Below are 20,470 nucleotides of genomic sequence, written 5' to 3'. Positions count from 1 at the left end.
CGCGGCTTCTCATCGAGGGCCGGGCGCCAGTGATGCGTGCCCATCGAGAGCCCGAATACATTGGCGCAAGCCCACTTTGTCAATGTCGTAGATCCACGTTGCAAAAGCCAGGCTGACCATACATTTTGCTGTGCCTGTTACTGTGCCTGTCTGGCGGGCTGGACGCTGCGCTCTTCCGCCTGCGCATCAACGGCTGCTGCTGCGGTCCTCGAGCGCCCGGGAGTTCAGCCTCGCGTTCTCAGCAGGGCAAAGCAGGCAGTGCACATCACCAGATAGGCGCTGAAGGTATGGGGGTCACGAAACATCGTCTGGGTCAGGCCGAACCCCGCATACATCACCACGATCAGCGCGCCGGACAGGGCGAGCACACGACACTGGCCATCGCCATGATCGAGGCGACGCAAAAAACTCGCCAACGGAATCCCATAGAACAGCAGCAGCAGCGCCACCCCCGCAAGGCCACGTCGAGCGGCGGTGTCCAGCACGTCACTGTGAAGCTGGAACCCGATTCCGGCCATGCCTTCCGGCAGCCGGCCCGCCGCGACCAGTGTCTCGAGCCAGGCGACCAGACCATCCTCTCCCCAGCCCCAGAGGGGGCGGGCAGCGAACGCATCGCCAGCGATGCCCCACAGATGCCAGCGCAAGCCCGCGTTGGTGTCGACGGCCCCCTGGCGCCATAGCAGGACGATATCCTCGGCCAGTGCCCACAGCCGAGGCAGTGCCACCAGGGTCGCCACGCCGATCGCCAGGGTGACGGTCAGCTGGATGGCGAAGCGCCGGCGGGGTGTAAGCGTCGACCAATAGAAGCGCGCCCGCCGGCCGTGACGCAGGACCAGCACCAGCATCACCAGCGGCAGGGTCAGCCAGCCGCCCCGGGTGCCGGACAGCAGCGAGCCAAGCAGCCCCATCACCGCTCCCAGCGCCGCCCACCAGAGGAACAGGCCGCGCCGCCCTTCACTGACGTTGTCGAGCCACCACACCAGGCTGAGCACCCCGAGCACCAGGCTGAGATTACCAAAGGGAATGGCGTTGATCAGATCGCCAGCCCGACGCTCATCCTCGATCAGTCGGTCATACAGCGCCTTCAGCCCGGATAGCACCGCCCCCAGGGTAATCCCGCGCCACCACCAGTAAAGCGAGGGAGGCCTGGCACGCCATGCCAATAACAAAAGCAGCCCAAGCCAGGGCCACCAGGGCAGTGACGGCACGCTATAACGCGCCAGGGGCGGCCCGCTACGCCCCGCGTCCAACACCAGCTGACAACCGAAAAGCGCCAGCATTGCCACCCATGCAAGGGACTCGGCGTCCCGGGGAAGACTGCGCCGCACCAGCACCGCCATCGCCGCCAGTGACACCAGCAGCATTCCGGTGAACCGATACGCCCAGGGTAGCGTCAGCAGACTGGACAGGAAGACGAACAGTGCCAGCCCCTGGATGGCCGACGAGGACTGCGCCGGCCATCCCCGATAGTGCCTTGCCACACCCGGCGGCGTGCGCATGGCTCAGGCGACGATGCCATGATAGGAGCGATACCAGTCGACGAATCGAGCCGCGCCCTCCTCGACCCCGATGCGCGGCTGATAGCCGGTAGCGCGATACAGTGCAGTGGTGTCGGCCCAGGTCCGAGGAACATCGCCCGGTTGCATCGGCAGGAAGTTGTACTCGGCCTTGCGCCCCAGTGCCGCCTCGATGGCATGGATAAAGTCCATCAGCCCCACCGGGCTACCGTGTCCGATGTTGTAAAGTGCGTAGGGTGCACTGCTGCGATCCGGTGAGTCGTCGACCACGCCGACGTCGGGGTCCGCGCTGGGGACCACTTCCAGCAAGCGCACGATGCCCTCGACGATGTCGTCCACATAGGTAAAGTCCCGCGACATCTCCCCGTGGTTGTAGACGTCGATCGGACGACCTTCGAGGATCGCCTTGGTGAACAGGAACATCGCCATGTCCGGTCGCCCCCAGGGGCCGTAGACGGTGAAGAACCTGAGTCCGGTGGTCGGCAATCCGTAGAGGTGGGAGTAGGTGTGCGCCATCAGCTCGTTGGCCTTCTTGGTCGCGGCGTAGAGGCTGACAGGATGGTCGACATTGTCGCGTGTGGCGAAGGGCACCACCTGATTCATGCCGTAGACAGAGCTGGACGAGGCATAGAGCAGGTGCTCTACCTGCTGGTGCCGGCATCCTTCGAGCACATTGAGATGCCCCACCAGATTGGCATCCACGTAGGCGTGGGGATGGGTCAAGGAGTACCTTACCCCCGCCTGTGCCGCCAGGTGCACGACACGATCGAACCGCTCGTCGGCAAACAGCCGGTCGACACCCTCGCGATCGGCCAGATCCAGCCGCACGAAACGTACGTTCTGCAGCTTTTCTAGACGTGCCAGCCGCGCTTTCTTCAAGGACACGTCGTAGTAGTCATTGAGGTTGTCCACACCGACCACCTCAAGCCCGTCACGGGCCAGACGTGCGGCCAGCGTCGAGCCGATGAACCCTGCCATCCCGGTAACAAGCACCTTCATCTGTTCCCTACTCCCATGGTGCTGGCAAGATCCGTCCACGGCACTCTCGCCACGTTTGACCGCCGTACTGTAGACGCCCTGAACCGAACACCAACAGGGCATCACTAGTCCGACGACTGGTCAATATCTAATGCTCTACGGCAAAGTCTCTAATAACATTTGCCGTATCAATCAACCGCTTTTCTCCTCCCACCAACAGACTACAACTGCACACTTTTTAACTTCCTGCACAGTAAATCTTACGAAACCCCTGCATACCCGCCATTATCAACACCTTTGCATTGACTTCAATGGAGGAGGAGCACATTTCCCTTGGACATCTAAGAATTTCGCCGCCATGACGTGATTCATTTCATACCCTCACATCATACGCACACCACTAATTTCACACATGAAAATGACTTCTCTAAATCTCGTTAACCAATTATCAAAACCATCAACCAATGGGAGTTTTTTGACGCTGGTGAAATATTTCAATGCAGATATGATGCAGGAAAGGAATAGCACGTCGCAAAGCCAATCCAGACAACGAGGAAACAGCACAGTCGTCCAAACAAAATCCTAAAATATGGACGATTTTCCAAGCAGGGGATCCCTACCATGGGCAACATTATCGAAGCCGCCTTGCGACTCCCTCGTCGCAAGAAAAGGATATTTCAGCTCGTCGCCGATATCATGCTTATCGAGACCAGCCTCGTCGTATCCATGGCTATCAACGGGCTTTTTGGCGCTTTTGTGCGCGCCCCTTCCGCCTACGCCTTGAACGTACTTGTCACGGCGATATCCCTGGTCGTCTTTATCAAGCTAGGCCTCTATCGCGCCGTACTCAGATACGTCGGAAGCCGCGCTATCGTGACCCTGTTCATTGGCGTCGCCACCTCGACGCTGGTGCTTGACCTGCTTGGCCGCGCGATATTTTTTCCTCTTCCTGCAGGCGTCCTGTTCGACTATTTTCTGCTCAGCCTGCTGCTGACCGGCGGCACGCGTTTTGCCCTGAGAAGCCTCTACCAGCATCGTCTGATGAAGGACAAGCCCAGGGTGCTTATCTATGGTGCGGGCTCTGCAGGCTGCAAGCTGGTGGCCTCTCTTCGTCAGGGAAGTGACTACCTCCCGGTGGCATTCGTCGATGACTGGCGCGGCATGGAGGGTACCCATGTCGAAGGTCTCGAGGTCCACTCTCCTCGTCATATTTCAGAGCTGGTCGAGCGCCTCAACATCGAAAAGATCCTGCTCGCCATTCCCAGTGCCAGACGCAGACGTCGCCAGGAGATAGTGGCGTCACTGGAACCCCTCAATATCACGATTCAGACCATTCCACGCCTGGATGATGTGGTGCAGGGCCGAGCGAAGATCGAAGATATTCGTGACGTCAGTGTGGAAGAACTGCTGGGCCGTGACCCGGTCCCCCCGCGACAGGATCTGATGGACGCCAATATCCGCGACCAGGTGGTCATGGTGACCGGTGCCGGCGGCTCGATCGGGTCGGAATTGTGCCGACAGATACTGGCTCAACGTCCACGCCAACTGCTGCTCTTCGATAGCTGCGAGTACTCGCTGTACCAGATCGAACAGGAGCTTCTGGGGTTCCTGGACAGCCTGAGCCTTGCTGTTGAGCTGAAGCCATTTCTCGGCACGATCCAGGATCAGAAGCGTCTTCGCATCATCCTGCAGGGCTTCAAGGTGGACACCATCTACCATGCCGCCGCCTACAAGCATGTGCCCATGGTCGAGCACAACATGGTCGAAAGCCTCAAGAACAATACCTTTGGCACCCTGGCCGCTTCGCGAGCGGCCATCGACAGTGGGGTATCGACCTTTGTGCTGATTTCCAGCGACAAGGCGGTGCGCCCCACCAACGTCATGGGCACCAGCAAGCGCCTCGCCGAGCTGGTCTGTCAGGCGCTGGCAGAGCAATCGTCGACTACCCGCTTCTGCATGGTGCGCTTCGGCAACGTGCTGGGTTCTTCCGGCTCGGTGATTCCCCTGTTCCGGCGCCAGATTCAACAAGGTGGCCCGGTCACCGTGACCCATCCCGAGATCACCCGCTACTTCATGACCATCCCGGAAGCGGCGCAACTGGTCATACAGGCAGGCGCCATGGGCCAGGGGGGAGACGTGTTCGTGCTGGACATGGGGCAACCGGTAAAGATTCTCGATCTCGCCAGGCAGATGATTCGGCTGTCGGGACTGGAGCCTCGCACGGCCGACAACCCCCACGGCGAGATCGACATCGTCTTCACCCAACTACGTCCCGGCGAAAAGCTCTACGAGGAGTTGCTGATCGGGCAGAACGACCAGCCCTCGGAGCACCCACGGATCATGACCGCCAACGAAGGCTACTGGTCCTGGTCGCAACTGGCCCCCTATCTGGAGCAGCTGCGCTCGGCACTGGACAGCGCTGAACTCGAGCGCGTGAGGGAACTGCTGCGCCTGCCGCCTACCGGTTACAGCCCCACTGGGGGTATCGCCGATCTTGTCTGGCGCCAGCACATGGCCCAGCCGCCCTCTCCGACACGACGACTCGCTGGCGCCGCAGACCCCAGCCCCGCCCCCCTTGCGCTTGCGGCAAAGCCACTCTAGCGCCGATCCCCCAAGTTCTGCTGACACGAGGCCCCCATGGAACATTCACTGACGCTGGACAAGGCACGCATCGCGGTCATCGGGCTTGGCTATGTCGGCCTGCCGCTGGCGGTCGAATTCGGCAAGCGCTACCCCACTCTGGGCTTCGATATCAGTGCCGAGCGTATCGCTCAGTTGCACGACGGTATCGATACCACACGAGAAGTGACACCAGGCGAGCTGAACCTGGCGCCGCTGCTGAGTTTCACCTATCAGCCGGCCAGGCTGGCCGACGCCAATGTCTACATCGTCACGGTCCCCACCCCGATCGACGCCCAGCACAATCCCGACCTGACACCGTTGCTGGGGGCCAGTGCCACGGTGGGCAGGGTGATTGCCAAAGGTGATATCGTGATCTTCGAGTCGACGGTCTATCCTGGCGCCACCGAAGACGAGTGCATCCCGGTCATCGAGAAGCTGTCCGGGTTGCGCTACAACCGCGACTTCTTCGCCGGCTACAGCCCGGAGCGCATCAATCCCGGTGATCGCGAGCATCGGGTCACCAACATCCGCAAGGTGACCTCCGGCTCGACGCCGGCCAGCGCCAACTTCGTCGATGAGCTATACGCCTCGGTCATCACCGCCGGCACCTTCCGAGCCAGCTCGATTACCGTGGCCGAGGCCGCCAAGGTCATCGAGAATACCCAGCGCGACGTCAACATCGCCTTGATCAACGAACTGTCCATCATCTTCGAGCGTCTGGGCATCGACACCGAAGAGGTGCTGGAAGCGGCCGGCACCAAATGGAACTTCCTGCCCTTCCGTCCTGGCCTGGTGGGCGGGCACTGCATCGGCGTGGACCCCTACTATCTGACCCACAAGGCGCAGCAGGTTGGTTACCATCCCGAGGTCATCCTGTCCGGCCGCCGTATCAATGACGGCATGGGCGCCTACGTGGCCAATCAGTTGATCAAGTGCCTGGCCAAGCGACGCATCCATGTGCAGGATGCCCGGGTACTGATCATGGGCCTGACGTTCAAGGAGAACTGCCCGGACCTGCGCAATACCCGTGTCATCGATATCATCGACGAGCTGCGCGAGTTCAACGTGGCGGTGGACGTGCTCGACCCCCACGTGGACCGTGACGAGGCGGTGGCCGCCTTTGGCCTTCGCCCTGTCGACGAACCGGAACCCGGCGCCTACGACGCCGTTATCATCGCCGTCGCTCACCACGAATTCCGTGATATCGGGGTCGAGCGAATCCGCGGCTGGGGCAAGCCGGAACACGTGTTGTATGACCTCAAGTATCTGCTGCCCAAGGGCGCGGCGGATCTGCGCCTCTAACCTTTGTCACTACGCCAGGGACATCTGCAGCGGCCATCGCCTTGCCTCTCTTCCTTCCTTCCTTCCTTCCTTCCGCTGCCGCCTGGCCAATCGCTGAGGCGGCGCAGGTGCAAGAGGTGCCCGGCAGACAGCCAAAATGGTGCCCCAGAAACGCAATGGGCAAGACCCGAAGGCCCTGCCCATTGCGGTTTTTCCAGAGGCGTAGCCGCGGCCACGCTCAACAGCGTTCCACAGGCTCAACAGACTGACGTCGACAGCCCCACAGCGACAACGTCACTCGGGACAGAGTGCAGGCTGCGTTGCCCGCGCCATGACCTCCTCGAGCACCCGACAGGTCTTGTCCATCTGTTCCTCGGTCAGGGTCGGATGGATCAGCAGCATCAGGCTGGTCTCTCCCAGTTCCCTGGCCACCGGCAACGGCCGCGCCGGGCGCCAGGGAGTGTTGTCGAAGGCGCGTTCCCGGTAGACCTCGGAGCAGCTGCCACTGAAACAGGGCACCCCCTGGGCATTGAGACACTGCATGATGGCGTCGCGGCTCCAGCCCTCGGCCAGGCGTTCGGGACGGACAAACACATAGGCCTTGTAGCCGGCATGGACGATGTGTTCGGGCGGACGCGGAGCCCGCAGTCCCGGACAGCGATCGGCGGCGTCGAGAATGGCGTAAAGATTGGCGCGGCGGCGCTGACTCCACTGAGCCATGCGCGCGAGCTGGCGTCTTCCCAGCACCGCCTGCATCTCGGTCATCCGCCAATTGGTACCGAAACTGTCGTGCAGCCAGCGGAACCCCGGCGGGTGGGCCCGCTCATGGACCGCTTCCCAGCTCTTGCCGTGGTCCTTGTAGGCCCACATACGCCGGTACAGCCCAGGGTCGTCGGTGGTGACCATGCCCCCTTCCCCGCCGGTGGTCATGATCTTGTCCTGACAGAATGACCAGGCCGCCACATCACCGAAGGTGCCGACGCTGCGGCCACGATAGCGCGCACCGTGTGCCTGGGCGCAGTCCTCGATGATGGAAAGACCAAAGGTCTGCGCCAGTTCACCGAGGGCATCCATGTCACAGGGCCAGCCCGCCAGATGGACGGCGACGATGGCGCGGGTGCGTGGGCTCAGGCACTCCTCGACGCTGGCGACCGACAGGTTCTGAGAGTCACGCTCGATGTCGGCAAACACCGGGGTAGCGCCCGCATTGACGATGGCCGACACCGACGCCAGGAAGGTCCTGGGGGTCACGATCACCTCATGCCCTGGTCCGATATCCAGGGCATGCAGCGCCAGATCCAGCGCCAGGGTGCCGTTGGCTACGGCGACAGCGTGGTGGGCGCCTGTCCAGGCGGCGAATTCGCGTTCGAACTCGCGGCCCTCGTCGCCGGTCCAGTAATTGACGCGTTGACTCAGCAGCACGCGCGATACCGCCTCGGCGTCGCCTTCATCGAAGCAGGGCCAGGGTGCGAAGGGGCCATTGAGCATAGGGGGTTCTCTCTACGGAGGTCTTGTCGGGGCGTCCCCGGATACGAAGATGGGACGCTGTCGTAAACTCGCTCCCACTCAGCGCACGTGGCGTGACTCATGGTCGAGTCGATGGTCCAGAAGCTGGTTCGGAAGCTGTTTCGGAAACTGTTTCGGTCGATGCTTCAGAGGACGGTGCAGACGGCAGGCTACCGATCTGCGCCGGAAGGCCGATCCGCTGGTACAACTGCCGATACTGCTCAACCACCTGATCAAGTCCGAACTCGCTCACGATGCGCTCTCTTGCCTCTCGTCCCCGTTCCCGGCGCCTGTCGGCAGGTTCGTTCAAGGCTTCCAGCAAGGCCCGGGCGAGGGCCTGGCTATCTCGTGGTGGCACGATGCGTCCGCTGGTACCGAGGATGTAGTCGCTGTCACCGACATCGGTCGCCACACAGCTCAGTTCGCAGGCCATGGCCTCCGCCAGGGCATTGGGGAAGGCCTCGAGCCATGAACTCTGACAGAACACATCCATCGCCTGCATCAGCTCACCCACGTCGTCTCGCTCACCCGTCAGCAAGAAGCGCGAGCGGTACTCGTCCGGCACGATGCCGGCCAGCTCCGGCGCATCGAAATCGACGCCACGACCGACCACCAGAAAGCGTGCCAGAGGCATTCGTTCGGCGACGGTGACGCAGGCCCGCAACAGATTGGGATGATCCTTGATCGGGTGGCATCGGGCCACATGCCCCACCACCCGTTGTTCATCGGTGAACCCCAGACGCTTCCGCACCTGTTGCCGGCTGGCCGAATCCGGCGCCACGGCGGCGGTATCGAAGCCGTTGGGAATGACCAGTGCTGCGTCATCGCGGAAGCCGAAGTCGCGATGTTGCCGCCGAGACAGGCGACTGTTGAAGACGATCGCCCCGGGCCCGCCCGAGAGCCGTCGGTTGGCGCGAATGGCCCACCGGGTCAATGGTTTGTGGCGCTCGATCTGGTAGAGGCACTGGCGCACGTTCCAGCTCACCGCCGGCCGCTGGCGGCACAGGCGAGCCGCCATGCTGGCCATGAGGTTGCCGTGGTACATCCAGCCCTGAATGACGTCAGGGGCGAAACGTCGCACCAGAGCACCCAGACGAGGCAGGGTCCAGGGCGCGGGAATTCCCTGGCGCATGCCAAGAGCATGGACCTCGATGCCCAGCTCGCGAATACGTGGCCCGTAGCTACCCTCGTCCATCAGGGCGATCACTGCGACCTCGTCCGGGGCACTGACGCCTGCGGCCAGCAGATTGTAGAGATTTCGCTCCGCGCCACCGGTACCGAGTCCGGTGATGACATGAAGTACGCGCACAGACATGGGCAGACACATCCTGTGATGGGCAAGAAAGCGACAACAACGCAGTCGCTCAGGGAAAACGCAGAGGTGCCACGGAAATGGCGGTGGCCGAGATTTGCCGCGGATGGCCCGAGCACAGAGCCTTGCGCAGGCGCACCAGAACTCAGCCCTGCGACGCCATCGACGATACGCCGCTGTTCAGGCGAACAAGGTAGCGCTCGACGGCCAGTTCGGCGCCAAAGTCGGCGGCGCGCTGGTGAACCGGTGGATGCTCGTCACGCGCCAGCACTTCGTCGAGCGCGTCTGCAAGCGCTTCGCTGTCGCCCATGGGAATCAGCCGCCCCCAGCGCCCGCCCTCGAGAATTTCCTGAGGGCCCGAGGGGCAGTCAGTCGCTACCACCGGGGTGCCGCAGGCCATCGCCTGGATCAGCACGCTAGGCAACCCCTCGGCGTAGGACGACAACGCGAAGACCCGGGCCTTGCGCATATACACAAAAGGATTGTCGACGAACCCGGGCAGCGATACGGCGTCGGCCACCCCGAGGCGATGCGCCTGGTCAAGCAGCGTGTCTCGCAGCGGTCCTTCGCCGAGAATCGTCAGTCGCACCTCTCGGTGCTCATGGCGCTGACGCAGGCGTGCCAGAGCGTCGATCAGCACGTCGAAACCCTTCTGCTCGATCAAGCGTCCCACCGCGACGATGCCGACTTCGCCGATATCCTCCACCGACGACTCGGCGAGCTGCACCAGCCGCTTGTCGACGATGGGATTGAAGATGACCTCGATCCGAGAGGGGTCCAGCGCCAGGCCTCTGGCCAGGTCATCGGCGACACCTTGGGAGACCGCCACCACGGCGTCGGATCGCAGATAGGCATGGCGCATCAGCCGCCGCATCACCCGGGCATTGAAGCCGGTGTTTCTGGCGGTCACTGCAAAATAGTTGGTGTGCTCGGTCACCACCAGTCGACAGTCGAGGCGGGCCAGCGCCCGCGCCGCCACCGCCACCACGTTGGCGTGGCCCATCGCCGACAACAGGGCAGCGGGCCGTTCGCGCTTCAGATAGCGCACCAGCGCAGGCAGACTGCTGGCGACTCTGGAGGCGCCCAGGCTGAAGTGGCGGATGCCGGGGGCGATTTCCGCCTGGTAGACGTTCTCGTCGCTGGCGGTCACCAGGTCGACCTCATGACCGGCCGCGACGAAGCCATTGGCGAGCAGCACCATGACCCGCTCCGCGCCGCCGCCCCGCAGCGACGGCAGAAACAAGGCAATCTTTTGCATAGGACTTCGAATAGCGCTTCGAACAGGGCTGCGAACAGGGCTTTGCATGGCGTCCTTTTCCTTTGCTCTTCGTTCGAGCATGACCAATGGTCGGGCGGGCTTGAACGAGCACGATGGCGTCTCAAGGGAGACTTAACGCTGCATCGCGCCCGATCGGGAGCCCAGGCGTCGCAACCTGAGCGCCAACGTCAACAGCGCGGAGGCAGCTCCGATCAGCACTGGGTGACTGGCCAATCGAAATAGCGCGAGATCCCGCCGCTCGCGCCAGTTTCCAGGGGTGAATATCTCCACCTGAAAGCGGCAGGCGGTAAGGTCTCGTCTGCTCAGGCTGGACAACCACTGGCGTCGGGAAAAGGCGTTGCGATGATGGTCCTGACACAGGTAGCGCTTGACCACGTAACGACTGGCATCCAGATTGGCGCTGGAGCTCATGCGGCCCTGGCGCGTCACGTCCATGACTGCGGTCGGCTGCGGGTCGAACAGTAGACGCTCGCCCTGGTGAAAGGCGCGAATGGCGAAGACCCAGTCCTGATGCTTGCGCGTCGCGTCATCGAAGCGCGTCCCCTGCCAAAAGGCCTTGCACAGCGACAGGGTGGAAGAACGCACGTCTCCACGCTCCACGAACAGGTAGTGACGCATGTCGCCGCCGCGGTAGGCCGGAAGTCGCGACGCGCTCAGGCGGGAGGCGTCGGCGAGGCGCGCGAGATAGTTACCAAAGATGACGCCGGCGCCGCTATCGCGGTGCATGGCCATGCGGCGCTTGAGTGCCCCTGGTGCCAGTGCATCATCGGAGTCCAGAAAGAAGACGAAAGCCCCACGGCTCTCCTCGAGTCCCCGGTTGCGGGACACGGCGGCGTTGGACCTGGCAGGCTTCTCGATCAGCCTGACGGCTTCGTATCGCTGCACCAGCCGCGAGAGCGCCTCACGATCATCCGAACAGTCGTCCACCAGCAGGATCTCGTGGCTCAACCCTTCGGTCTGGCTTACCACGGACAGCAGGGCTCGCTCGACGAAAGCGGCGCTATTGTAGGTCGGTATCACCACCGAGACCTGCATAGGTTTCCCTCCTGACGGTTCGGCCCTGACTTACCTGGGAGCCGCGACCTTGCCACCGTCGGATCGCCTTGATGAGCGCTCCTCCGGAAGCCGAAGCAGCGAGCCAAGATAATCGAGCCCTTCATCGCTGTAGCCATTGTCCATGTTGGCCGAGGGCGTAAAGGTCATCTCACCGAGAACGGGACGGCCGTGCTCGATGTAGAAGTCCACACGCACGAACGCAAAAGGCTCGGCCAAGGCGCGGGCGGACTCGAGCAGTGGTTCAAGACAAGCTGGACGGGCCAGATCGGCGGTATCGGTGATGATCGGCACCTTGGCAGCCATCAGCTCAAGCGGCCCCCAGTCTCGATCGAAATAGGCGTAGCGAGTCTGCCCCTTGTCCGCGGCGCACAGCAGCACCACCAACGGCTCGCCGTTGAAGCAGTAGACCTTGTAGTCCAGGGGCGCGTCCCTCCCTCCGCTGTCCAGCATGCGCTCGGCAAAGATCCGCGGCACGATCTGATCGTAGTGATACTCGAGCTTGCGACGCCCATAGCGTTCGGTCATCCAGCGCGACAGATCCTGACTGGCCTTGCGCCTTTCCAGGGTCGACTTGTCGTGCACCAGGATGTTGTAGCCGCAGCCGTGATTGCACTTCAGCACGAAGGCGTCTGGCAGGGCTTCCCAGTCGATCTCGTCGACACTGCGATATACACCCAGCAGATCATTGAGAATCGCACCCTGGCCTCTTGAGCTCGCGTAATCGTGCAGCCCGAGCTTGTCGGCGCACCTGGCCATCAGCGGGTCACGATGAAACAGCTTGAGCCACTGAAGCTTCTCGTCGAAGCGCCTGGGGGTTCGAAGGTCAAGGCGACGCCGGGTCTTGCGTTGGTGCATCAGTCGCGTCGCCTGTTCGTTGGAGAAGGCGTCCAGCCCCAACATCCCCAACGTCCACAGGCGGGACTTGGCCGCGCCCATCCACTCATTCATGACCGCCATTGTCCGCTCCTTGCACGGTTCCGTTGAAGCTCAATGACCGCCCTGCCGTTACTTCGCGGTCGTGTCGGCAGCGCCGGCCCACCTGCGTCAGATCGATCAGGTCGCCCAGGTAGCGCTGTCCGTAGGCGTTGTAGCGCCGTGATACGTTCGCCCCGGGTGTGAACGTCATCTCACCGAGCACCGCCCGCCCTTGCCGCTCATAGAAGTCGACCCGGACGAAGACAAAACCCCGCGACAGCCGCTCGGCCAGTTCGAGCATCTCGTCGAGCGCTCGAGGACGGGCCACGCCAGCGGCGCTCTGATGCTGCCGGTCATTCAGCTCGAGCCGTTGCCAAGCCGGATCATGGAAGTCGAAACGCATGTCGCCTCCCCTGTCGGTGCATACCAGCACCACGCAAGGGCGGCCATGAAAGCAGTAGACCTTGTAGTCCACGGGCACTCCCCCGGTAGCGGTCTCGATGTACTCCTCGGCCAGCACTCTCGGGGGAATGGCGTCGTAGTGATACTCCAGATAGCGTCGGGCGTAGCGCTCCTTCAGCCAACGCTGCAGCCGTCGCTTGACCGCTCGCTCGTCCGCCTTGCGCTTGTCGTCGATGATCACGTTGTAGCCGCAACCGTGGGTACACTTCAGCGCGAAGCGCGCCGGCAGTTCCTCCCAGACGATCGCATCGACGCCTTCGTAGAGGCCGATCAGTCGACTGAGGGCAACGGCGCAGCCTCGCTCGGCGGCGAACTGTCGGACGGCGTACTTGTCGGCGCAGCGCGAAAGCCCTCGACGATCACCGTAAAGCTTGAGCCACTGCAGCTTGTCATTGAAATCCCTGGGATCGTCGAGTTCGAGCCGCTGCCCGTACTCTCGCCGGTGCACCAGCCTTGTCGCCAGACGCGGCGACAGGCGGTCGACCACCCCCAGAGCGCATCGCCACCCCAGCTTCTCCGTCCTGTCGAAGGCTCGCTGAAATCCTGTCATACGATAATCCCTTGTACAGAAGCGCTCTCACGTCTTGATCAACCCCTGGTCACGCCGTCTTGCCCGCAACAGGGTCACACCGACCAGCGCCAGATTGAGCATGGCGCCGACCAGAGAGAAGGCCACCACCGCAACGAGATCGCTGTGATACACCCGAAACCCCACATACAGCGCGGCCACACGGCCGAGCACGCTGAGTACCTCGTAGATCAGAAAACCACGCTGCAGGCCCAGACTGGCGATGGAGGCCACACTGGGCTTGTTGAGAAAGGCAAAGTACAGCCAGACCGCCATCCAGCGTGCGTACTCGCCCGCCTGCCACCAGGGGTCACCGAACAGCAGAGCAAACAGCCAGGGCCCCAGCACCACCATGGCACCAAAGGGGACGAGCCCCACCGCCGCCATCACCAGGGTGGTCTTCGCCAGTGACGCAGTAATCGGCTCGCCGCGGTTGACCGCCGAGGCCACATGGGGATAGAAAACGTCGTTGACCGACTTCGCCAGCAGCACCATGGGCGCGGCCAGTACCGAGGCCGCCAGGCTGTAGTGCCCGGCGGCTGCGGTACCGAAGAATGCCGCCAGCAACAACACCGGCAACGACTGCGACAAGGCGTTGAGCGTCACCTGGGGTGCGCGATACAAGGGAAAGTCACGGTGGCGACGCGCCAGTTCCCGCCATGGGGCGCCCCGGCTCCCGCCGACCAGACCATCACCGAGTCGCCGGTCTGCCCACCACAGCAGCAAGGCGTTAAGCCCACTGGCGGCGGCGGTGACAAGCACCAGCGTCACCCCGACCGGATGCAGCACTCCGCCGGTCGCCTTGGCCAGGTTGAGGACCAGGGCATGGATCATCGCCACCTTGGCCGTCACCCCGAATCGCTGACGCCGAATCAGCCACTGCTGCATGACCTGTTGCATGGCCGCCAGCAGCATGGCCACAGGCAGCAGCCAGATCAGCATGGCGGCAAGCCTCGGATCGAGATGCCGATCCAGTAGTGGTTGCAGCACAGTGAGCGCCGCCACGGCAGCCAGCGCCAGCAGCACCGCCAACCCCATGCTGAGTCGGGCCAGCCCCCGGGCGTCTTCGTGGCGCGGCGGCAACACCATGGCGACCGGGTAGGTCAGGGCCGCCAGCGGCGCGACGACACTGACCAGGGCGCTGAAGGAGCCGGCCAGGCCGAAGGCGTCAGGGCTGAACAGACGGGTGATGAGTGGCGCAAAGGCCAGACTCAGCGCCTGTGCCCCCGCCGTGCCACCGGCTACCAGCAACACCTGGGACAGCAAGCGATGACGTCTGAGCGCTGTCAGCCAGCCCCGTTGCGGCAAGACCGCGGCCACCGAGTCGGTATCCCGGGGCGTCATTCATTGCCTCGAAAGGGCTTCATGGTGACGCTTCCTTGGCCACTGATACCCTCGCGGCGCAGCACCTTGACGACCGTCATGGCCAGTATCCTGATATCGAGCGCCAGGCTGTGGTGGTCCACGTACCAGACGTCAAGCTGGAAGCGCTCGCGCCAGGAAAGCGCATTCCTGCCGTTGACTTGAGCCCATCCGGTGATCCCCGGTCGTACCTCGTGGCGACGGGCCTGGTACCGGTCATACAGCGGCAGGTACTCCATCAGCAGCGGGCGTGGCCCGACCAGACTCATCTCGCCTTTCAGCACGTTCCAGAGCTCGGGCAGCTCGTCCAGGCTGGACGCCCGCAGCCAACCCCCGAGCGTCGTCATGCGCTGCTCGTCGGGCAGCGTGCGTCCCTGCTCGTCACAGCGCTGGGCAAGGGTCCTGAACTTGATCAAGCGGTAGGGACGGCCATGCAGCCCAGGGCGCCACTGAAAGAAGAAGGCCGGCTTGCCAAGCCTCAGCCGGACGAGTCCCCAGATGCCGAGCATCAAGGGGAATAGCAGGACCAGCAACGAGGCGGCCACCAGCACATCCAGACAACGCTTGGCCATCATCATCTCACCACGCTGGGGTCGAGCCCTGCCGGGCAGGACGACGCCGTCTCGACCCCCATGGCGTCGAGGATGCTGTGATTGACGCGGTGCACGTCGTAGCGCTCCTCGGCGCGAGCGCGGGAGGCCTGGCCGTGCTGGACGATCAACGCCGGCGTTTCCAGATAGCGTTGCAACGCCAGGCACAGGGCGTCGACGTCTTTCACCTCCACCAGATAACCGTTGACCCCGGGCGCGACGGTCTCGCGGCATCCCGGCGCGTCGGTGGTCACCACCGCACGCCCCAGGGCCATGGCCTCGAGCACCGTTCTCGGGGTCCCCTCGCGATAGGACGGCAGCACATAGACGCTGCATTCGGCGATGGCCGGACGGACATCATCGAGTCGACCGAGGTACTCGATGGCGCCGTCATCGATCCACGTCTGAAGCTCGTGCGCCGCGATGCTGTCGGGGTTGTCGTCCAGCCAACCCGCCAGGCGAAAGCGCACCTGGGGATGGCGCTGGCGGATACGCGTCGCCGCCTCGGCGTACTCGCGCACCCCCTTGTCACCCAGCAACCGAGCGATCAGCAGGAAGCTGACCGGCTCTGTCGCTGGAGCCACCGGCGAAAAATGCGCCAGATCCACTCCGGAACCGTTGATCACCCGGGACGCCGTGGTATCAAGGAGAATCCCCTCCTCGATGAACAGGCGACGATCATCCGGGTTCTGGAACAGCACCATATGAGCCCGCCCCAGAGCAACGCGGTACAACCGCCGCACCAGCGCCTTGATCAAGCGGCGCTTGTTGCCACCCTGGGCGCCACCCTGGGCGCCCTCCTGGGTGCCGGTAAAGGCGTACCCCAGCCCGGTGACCAGCAGGGTGCGCTGGCGCACCCCCAACACCCAGGCAGCCAGTGCCCCGTAGACCACCGGCTTGATCGTGTAGGCAAAAAGCCCATCGGGGCGTACCCGCAGCATCAATCTCATCAGAGCCACCAGGGTCTTCAGATCGGCCAGCGGATTCATGCCGGTGCGCGAAAGCGGGATATCGTGCAGCGTCGCGCCGAGGGCCTCGAGACTGGCTTTAAGACGCGACGAAGCAGCCGAACGCTCGGCGTCACCCTCACCGCCGGCGTCACCGGTAGCGCCCCTCCCCCCCACGGGCGCGGCGACATGGACCTCGATTCCGCGAGCGACCATCTCCCTGATCAGCTCACCGCGAAACCCGACGATGGACTCGGGGTAGCTCGCTACCATCAACAGTCGCTTGATCATCTCGCCACTCCATTTGGCGTGCTTTCGACAGACGGCGTAGCGCCCCCGGACGATTCGGCGTCGGTGGTTGTCTGTCGCGGGCGCCCCATGACGGACATCAACAGATAGATAAGCACCGGGGTAAACATCCACTTCTGACGCGCAGCGATGCCCAGATTGGCAGTGGTCATCGCCAGGATGGTCCAGGCCAGCAGCAGGTAAAACCACAGAAACAGTCGATTGGCGGGAGGCGCATTGCGCCCGGTGATGGCGGCGATGCCACCGACCACCATCAGATACAGCAGGATGACGTTATCCACCGAGGACGCCAGCTGGAACACACTGCTGGCTTCCATGGGCAGAGGCCTGAACATATAGGTGAAAAGCTGCATCGGCAGACTCATGGAGGCGATGTCCACCGCACCGCCGCCGGTCTGGTTGTAGCTCTGCCGCAATTCGATGTAACTCATCACCTGATCGGCATCGGAGCCGCTGCCGACCCCGGCGTAATCCAGCGCCAGGGGTACGATGATCGCCGCCCCGGCAAGCGCCGCAGTCCCCAGCAAAAGCCGCTGCCACAGCACGACGCCGGGCTGCAGACAGAAGGCAGCCGCCAAGGCGATCAGCTGTATACCGGCCATGTGCGGTCGCACCACCAGCATGATCATGACCGCCACCACCATCAGCAGGTGACGGCGTCTGAGATCAAGCGCCGCCCACAGCGAAAGCCCCATGGACAGAAACGACAGCGCATCCTTGCCGATGGCGGAGCCCCAGTAGTGCATCGAGGGCAGAAAGAGTACGGCCAGCGCCAGCAGACGAATACCCAGGGCACGCTCGGCAATGGCCTGATGGAGACTGCCGGCGAAGGCCAGCAGCCCGACATAGCCGGCCAGATTGAACACCAGAAAGGTCCCCAGAAACGACAGCCCCAGCCCCTGGGTGAACAGCGAGGTGAACACGATCACCCCGGCGGTGCCAAAGGAGAACTCGACGCCGTCGTTCAACGACGCCCGGTAGTACATCAAGGAATCTCCGCCGTCGCCGTTGACGAACCAGGCGTAGAGCACGCAGAAGGCCGTGTGCCAGAGATAGAGCGGCAGACACAGCATGTAAGACAGCCCGAAGGCTCGCCCCACCGCTCTGGCAAGCCACAGACCGAGCACGAACACCGCCAGGGCGGAGTACACGTCCCAGGCGGAAGTGACATAAGGGATGGGAACCATCGGCGGTAAGCTCACTCATTTGACGTGCAGGCATGCCGTTCGACTACCACGGGGGCCAGGCGCTGGACGGACAGCGTCCTTCTCAGGCAATCGCCACATGGTCGATGTCGTCGTGACCGGGATCGCCCACGGCCAGATCGCAGACTCTTCGGATATGAACGTCGCCCTTGAGGTCGACGAAGGTCACCCTGTCGAGCAGATCCAGGCAGTAGAGTTCAGAAGACGAGGAATAGTGATACACCACCAGTTCGTCGACCCGGCTAGCCAGTAGACGAATCCACACCTCGGCGGGAATCCACGGCTGCTCCAGCACCTGGATATCAGCATCGAGCCAGGCGCAGCCGTCGTGGGGATGGGGCTTGAACAGCAACAGGGGATGACGTCGCTTGAGCTCGGCAAGCTTCTCGGCGGAGATATCGCCGCCCCCCCAGGTACCCAGTACCAGCGCCGGCGTTGCCGACGTCAGCCGGTCGAGCCAGGGCGACAGCAGTGCCTGCCAGTCCTCCCAGCCTTGCTCCAGCTCGCCGACGAGCCCCGGGCAATAGCGCGCCTTGTGCGCCAGGCGTGGATTCAATCGGGCGTAGGTCCGCGGCCGCGAAACGAACACCAGGTCGGTCCTGCGGCCGCCTCCGAAACGCAGTCCGCAACCGCGCACCAGGGCCACCAGGCTCCACTTCAACCGCCTGGACAGAGGCATCTCGTAGAGATAGGAGCTGAAGTAGGTGCTGACCCCCTCCTCGTAAAGGCACAGACAGCCTGTCTTCAGCGGCGCCAGCAGCAGGTACTTGCTGGTGCGATCGTTGTCGATGAACAGACTGTCGTAGTGCAAGGCGCCCAGCGCCTCGCGTGCCGCGGCCTGGGTCGGCACGCGGCGTATCTCGTCAAAGAGAGATCGATGGTGGCTTGCTTCGACAAAGGCGTAGAAGGCGTCATACTCGGCGATGCTTTCGGCCACCAGCAGCACCAGCGCCTGCTCGATTCGATAGTGACGAACGATCGAGGCACAGGTCAGAAACTGCAGCGGCTTGCAGCAGATAAAGACGCTTCGGCCAAACGACGCCTGCGTGCTCGTCGCCGGCACTGCCCCCCCTGTGTCGATCCCTTCCTGAAGCGGTATTCCTGCCCCACCCGACGGATGCGCGCGCTCGCCACTCACCTCCTCCCTCGCCCGGTTCATACCAGCTCCACCAGGCCACAGTCGCGCCAGCGCTTGAGATAGTCGTGGACCACGCTCTCCTCGAGGCCGACCTCCCTGGCCAGCTGGCGCACGGTGGTCGGACGCGTCAGGGTCGGGATGGAATCCATCAACAGGCGCATGCGCCGGCGTGACTCGTCCGGCACGTCACCGAAGGCGACCTGGCCAGGATCCACATAGAGGTCATGGCGGGGATGCGACAGGCAGACGTTGCCCTCGAAGCGCTTCTTGATCAGCGGCGAGGACTCGATATCGTCGATGGCGGCGAGCACCACGTCTCGCGCCTCGAGCAGGCGCTGCGGCGACATCAAGCCAAGGTTATCGGCGTCGGTGTGATACTCGGGATAGGGATAGCGCGACAGCGAGGCCATGGGGATGCCGTAGGCTTCCCACAGGTACTCGTCGTTGAGCAGCAGGCTCTCGAAGTCGCCCTCGCGGTAGGCGTGCCCGCCCTCGCTGAGCACGCGCGACAACGCCTGCTCGATGTTCGATCCGGCACCTCGTGAACGCTGCAGATTGAGTATGGTGGGCGAGCCCAGCATCTCGAGCATCACACCTTCAAACAGTCGAGCGCGCTCGGCGGCGGGAAGCCGCCCAAGATAATACTCGGTGCCCATGATGCCGGGGGCCAGCACCAGTCGATAGCTGAAGCGCCTGGGTCGCGCGGCAAGCGCCTCGAACACGGCGAGCCCCACCGCCACACCGGACAGACCATCGTTGGCGACACCAGGATGATCCAGGTTGGCCCCCAGCACGATGGTCTGCTCGAGCTGACCCGGCAGGTGATAGTCCAGGCAGCGCAGATACCCCGGCGCCTCACGGGTCTCGATCACCACCTCGTAGTCACCAGGCGCAAGACGCTCGACAAGACGACGTGGCACGCAGAACCCCCAGTCACGCTGCCAGCTGGTAAATAGCTGGCGAAAATGGAACGGGATGCGCTCGTCGTAGCGGTGATCAAAATGCAGGTGGGACTTGAGTTCTTCTCGCGAGACCGTGCCTCGGAACGGCAGTGACAGCGCCATCACCGCCATGGGATGCCAGCGACCATCATAGATACACTCGCCATCCTTGTAGATGGCCGCCTCCAGCACGTCCCACCTGGGCGGAATCACCCAGCCATTGTGGACGTCAGAGACCTCGAAACGATGTTCCCGGAGCGGCCAGCGCTCGGACAGGTAGGCCACCGTGGCGTCGTAGTCGCTCGAGCAGATCACCCGATTCAGCGGAGTGAGGTCGGCCAACATGGCCATCATGGCGTCGCCGGCGGCGACAGACGCTGTCGTCGCGCTCTGCGTGCACGCTGTCATGACAAGATCCCTGTGCATGGTAGGTAGGCTGGCGGCAAACCGCCGGGGCCGCGCCAGGCTCGGCGCAAATGGGG

The 20,470-nt window shown here is 63.3% G+C and carries 16 protein-coding genes; 2 read left to right on the top strand and 14 right to left on the bottom strand.

The annotated features are described in order from the left end of the window. Window positions 1–224 precede the first annotated feature (224 nt). Entirely contained in the window at window positions 225–1,499 is a 1,275-nt protein-coding gene (locus C9F12_RS11950; RefSeq protein ID WP_108449017.1) for an O-antigen ligase family protein, read from the bottom strand. A 3-nt stretch (window positions 1,500–1,502) separates the two neighbouring features. After that, the gene (locus C9F12_RS11945) at window positions 1,503–2,516 is read right to left on the bottom strand and encodes an NAD-dependent epimerase (RefSeq protein WP_045993355.1); all 1,014 of its coding nucleotides are present in this window, start codon (window positions 2,514–2,516) and stop codon (window positions 1,503–1,505) included. 852 nt (window positions 2,517–3,368) lie between these two features. Between C9F12_RS11945 and C9F12_RS11940 the strand changes: the two genes are divergently transcribed. Beyond that, the gene (locus C9F12_RS11940; RefSeq protein ID WP_240184241.1) at window positions 3,369–5,096 is read left to right on the top strand and encodes a nucleoside-diphosphate sugar epimerase/dehydratase; all 1,728 of its coding nucleotides are present in this window, start codon (window positions 3,369–3,371) and stop codon (window positions 5,094–5,096) included. Between the two features lie 36 nt (window positions 5,097–5,132). Continuing rightward, window positions 5,133–6,419, top strand: a complete 1,287-nt coding sequence (gene tviB / locus C9F12_RS11935) for a Vi polysaccharide biosynthesis UDP-N-acetylglucosamine C-6 dehydrogenase TviB (protein WP_045993356.1) — start codon at window positions 5,133–5,135, stop codon at window positions 6,417–6,419. Between the two features lie 273 nt (window positions 6,420–6,692). Here the strand turns inward: tviB and C9F12_RS11930 are convergent, their stop codons facing one another. The 12 genes from C9F12_RS11930 to C9F12_RS11875 all read right to left on the bottom strand — a co-directional run bounded on the left by C9F12_RS11930 (window position 6,693) and on the right by C9F12_RS11875 (window position 20,396). Then, window positions 6,693–7,886: a DegT/DnrJ/EryC1/StrS aminotransferase family protein gene (locus C9F12_RS11930; RefSeq protein ID WP_045993357.1), complete on the bottom strand. Its 1,194-nt coding sequence runs from the start codon at window positions 7,884–7,886 to the stop codon at window positions 6,693–6,695. Window positions 7,887–7,983: 97 nt separating this feature from the next. Continuing rightward, complete coding sequence (locus C9F12_RS11925) at window positions 7,984–9,219, bottom strand: glycosyltransferase (RefSeq protein ID WP_162816465.1); 1,236 nt, start codon at window positions 9,217–9,219, stop codon at window positions 7,984–7,986. 142 nt (window positions 9,220–9,361) lie between these two features. Beyond that, window positions 9,362–10,474 carry a glycosyltransferase gene (locus tag C9F12_RS11920; protein ID WP_108449014.1) on the bottom strand — a complete coding sequence of 371 codons (1,113 nt, stop codon included), beginning with the start codon at window positions 10,472–10,474 and terminating at the stop codon, window positions 9,362–9,364. Between the two features lie 132 nt (window positions 10,475–10,606). Beyond that, window positions 10,607–11,530, bottom strand: coding sequence for a glycosyltransferase family 2 protein (locus C9F12_RS11915; protein ID WP_108449013.1), 924 nt, complete (start codon window positions 11,528–11,530; stop codon window positions 10,607–10,609). A gap of 30 nt (window positions 11,531–11,560) precedes the next feature. Further along, window positions 11,561–12,508, bottom strand: a complete 948-nt coding sequence (locus C9F12_RS11910) for an ATP-grasp fold amidoligase family protein (protein ID WP_108449012.1) — start codon at window positions 12,506–12,508, stop codon at window positions 11,561–11,563. Continuing rightward, entirely contained in the window at window positions 12,492–13,478 is a 987-nt protein-coding gene (locus tag C9F12_RS11905; RefSeq protein ID WP_108449011.1) for an ATP-grasp fold amidoligase family protein, read from the bottom strand. The genes C9F12_RS11910 and C9F12_RS11905 overlap by 17 nt, the downstream gene beginning before the upstream one ends. Window positions 13,479–13,505: 27 nt before the next feature. Then, window positions 13,506–14,840 (bottom strand): lipopolysaccharide biosynthesis protein, encoded by a 1,335-nt coding sequence (locus C9F12_RS11900; RefSeq protein WP_108449010.1) that lies wholly within the window; start codon window positions 14,838–14,840, stop codon window positions 13,506–13,508. After that, on the bottom strand, window positions 14,837–15,430 hold the full coding sequence (locus C9F12_RS11895) for a sugar transferase (protein ID WP_108449026.1): 594 nt from the start codon (window positions 15,428–15,430) through the stop codon (window positions 14,837–14,839). The genes C9F12_RS11900 and C9F12_RS11895 overlap by 4 nt, the downstream gene beginning before the upstream one ends. 2 nt (window positions 15,431–15,432) lie before the next feature. Further along, on the bottom strand, window positions 15,433–16,686 hold the full coding sequence (locus C9F12_RS11890; protein WP_108449009.1) for a glycosyltransferase family 4 protein: 1,254 nt from the start codon (window positions 16,684–16,686) through the stop codon (window positions 15,433–15,435). Then, a complete protein-coding gene (locus C9F12_RS11885; protein ID WP_205254675.1) occupies window positions 16,683–17,891 on the bottom strand; it encodes a hypothetical protein in 1,209 nt (402 codons plus the stop codon). The genes C9F12_RS11890 and C9F12_RS11885 overlap by 4 nt, the downstream gene beginning before the upstream one ends. Window positions 17,892–17,973: 82 nt before the next feature. Continuing rightward, on the bottom strand, window positions 17,974–18,972 hold the full coding sequence (locus tag C9F12_RS11880) for a hypothetical protein (protein ID WP_108449008.1): 999 nt from the start codon (window positions 18,970–18,972) through the stop codon (window positions 17,974–17,976). A 92-nt stretch (window positions 18,973–19,064) separates the two neighbouring features. Further along, complete coding sequence (locus C9F12_RS11875) at window positions 19,065–20,396, bottom strand: DUF4910 domain-containing protein (protein ID WP_162816464.1); 1,332 nt, start codon at window positions 20,394–20,396, stop codon at window positions 19,065–19,067. Between the last annotated feature and the right edge of the window lie 74 nt (window positions 20,397–20,470).

Source organism: Halomonas sp. BN3-1, from assembly GCF_003056325.1.
In the GTDB taxonomy this organism is placed as follows: Bacteria; Pseudomonadota; Gammaproteobacteria; order Pseudomonadales; family Halomonadaceae; genus Halomonas; species Halomonas litopenaei.
The sequence above is the reverse complement of the archived record's forward strand: the minus strand, read 5'-3'. Positions and strand labels throughout refer to the sequence as shown.

Coding starts and splice junctions, on each gene's coding strand:
- C9F12_RS11950 (WP_108449017.1), bottom strand. CDS start 1,499: ATGCGCACGCCGCCGGGTGTGGCAAGGCACTATCGGGGATGGCCGGCG.
- C9F12_RS11945 (WP_045993355.1), bottom strand. CDS start 2,516: ATGAAGGTGCTTGTTACCGGGATGGCAGGGTTCATCGGCTCGACGCTG.
- tviB (WP_045993356.1), top strand. CDS start 5,133: ATGGAACATTCACTGACGCTGGACAAGGCACGCATCGCGGTCATCGGG.
- C9F12_RS11930 (WP_045993357.1), bottom strand. CDS start 7,886: ATGCTCAATGGCCCCTTCGCACCCTGGCCCTGCTTCGATGAAGGCGAC.
- C9F12_RS11925 (WP_162816465.1), bottom strand. CDS start 9,219: ATGTCTGTGCGCGTACTTCATGTCATCACCGGACTCGGTACCGGTGGC.
- C9F12_RS11920 (WP_108449014.1), bottom strand. CDS start 10,474: ATGCAAAAGATTGCCTTGTTTCTGCCGTCGCTGCGGGGCGGCGGCGCG.
- C9F12_RS11915 (WP_108449013.1), bottom strand. CDS start 11,530: ATGCAGGTCTCGGTGGTGATACCGACCTACAATAGCGCCGCTTTCGTC.
- C9F12_RS11910 (WP_108449012.1), bottom strand. CDS start 12,508: ATGGCGGTCATGAATGAGTGGATGGGCGCGGCCAAGTCCCGCCTGTGG.
- C9F12_RS11905 (WP_108449011.1), bottom strand. CDS start 13,478: ATGACAGGATTTCAGCGAGCCTTCGACAGGACGGAGAAGCTGGGGTGG.
- C9F12_RS11900 (WP_108449010.1), bottom strand. CDS start 14,840: ATGACGCCCCGGGATACCGACTCGGTGGCCGCGGTCTTGCCGCAACGG.
- C9F12_RS11895 (WP_108449026.1), bottom strand. CDS start 15,430: ATGGCCAAGCGTTGTCTGGATGTGCTGGTGGCCGCCTCGTTGCTGGTC.
- C9F12_RS11890 (WP_108449009.1), bottom strand. CDS start 16,686: ATGATCAAGCGACTGTTGATGGTAGCGAGCTACCCCGAGTCCATCGTC.
- C9F12_RS11885 (WP_205254675.1), bottom strand. CDS start 17,891: ATGGTTCCCATCCCTTATGTCACTTCCGCCTGGGACGTGTACTCCGCC.
- C9F12_RS11875 (WP_162816464.1), bottom strand. CDS start 20,396: ATGACAGCGTGCACGCAGAGCGCGACGACAGCGTCTGTCGCCGCCGGC.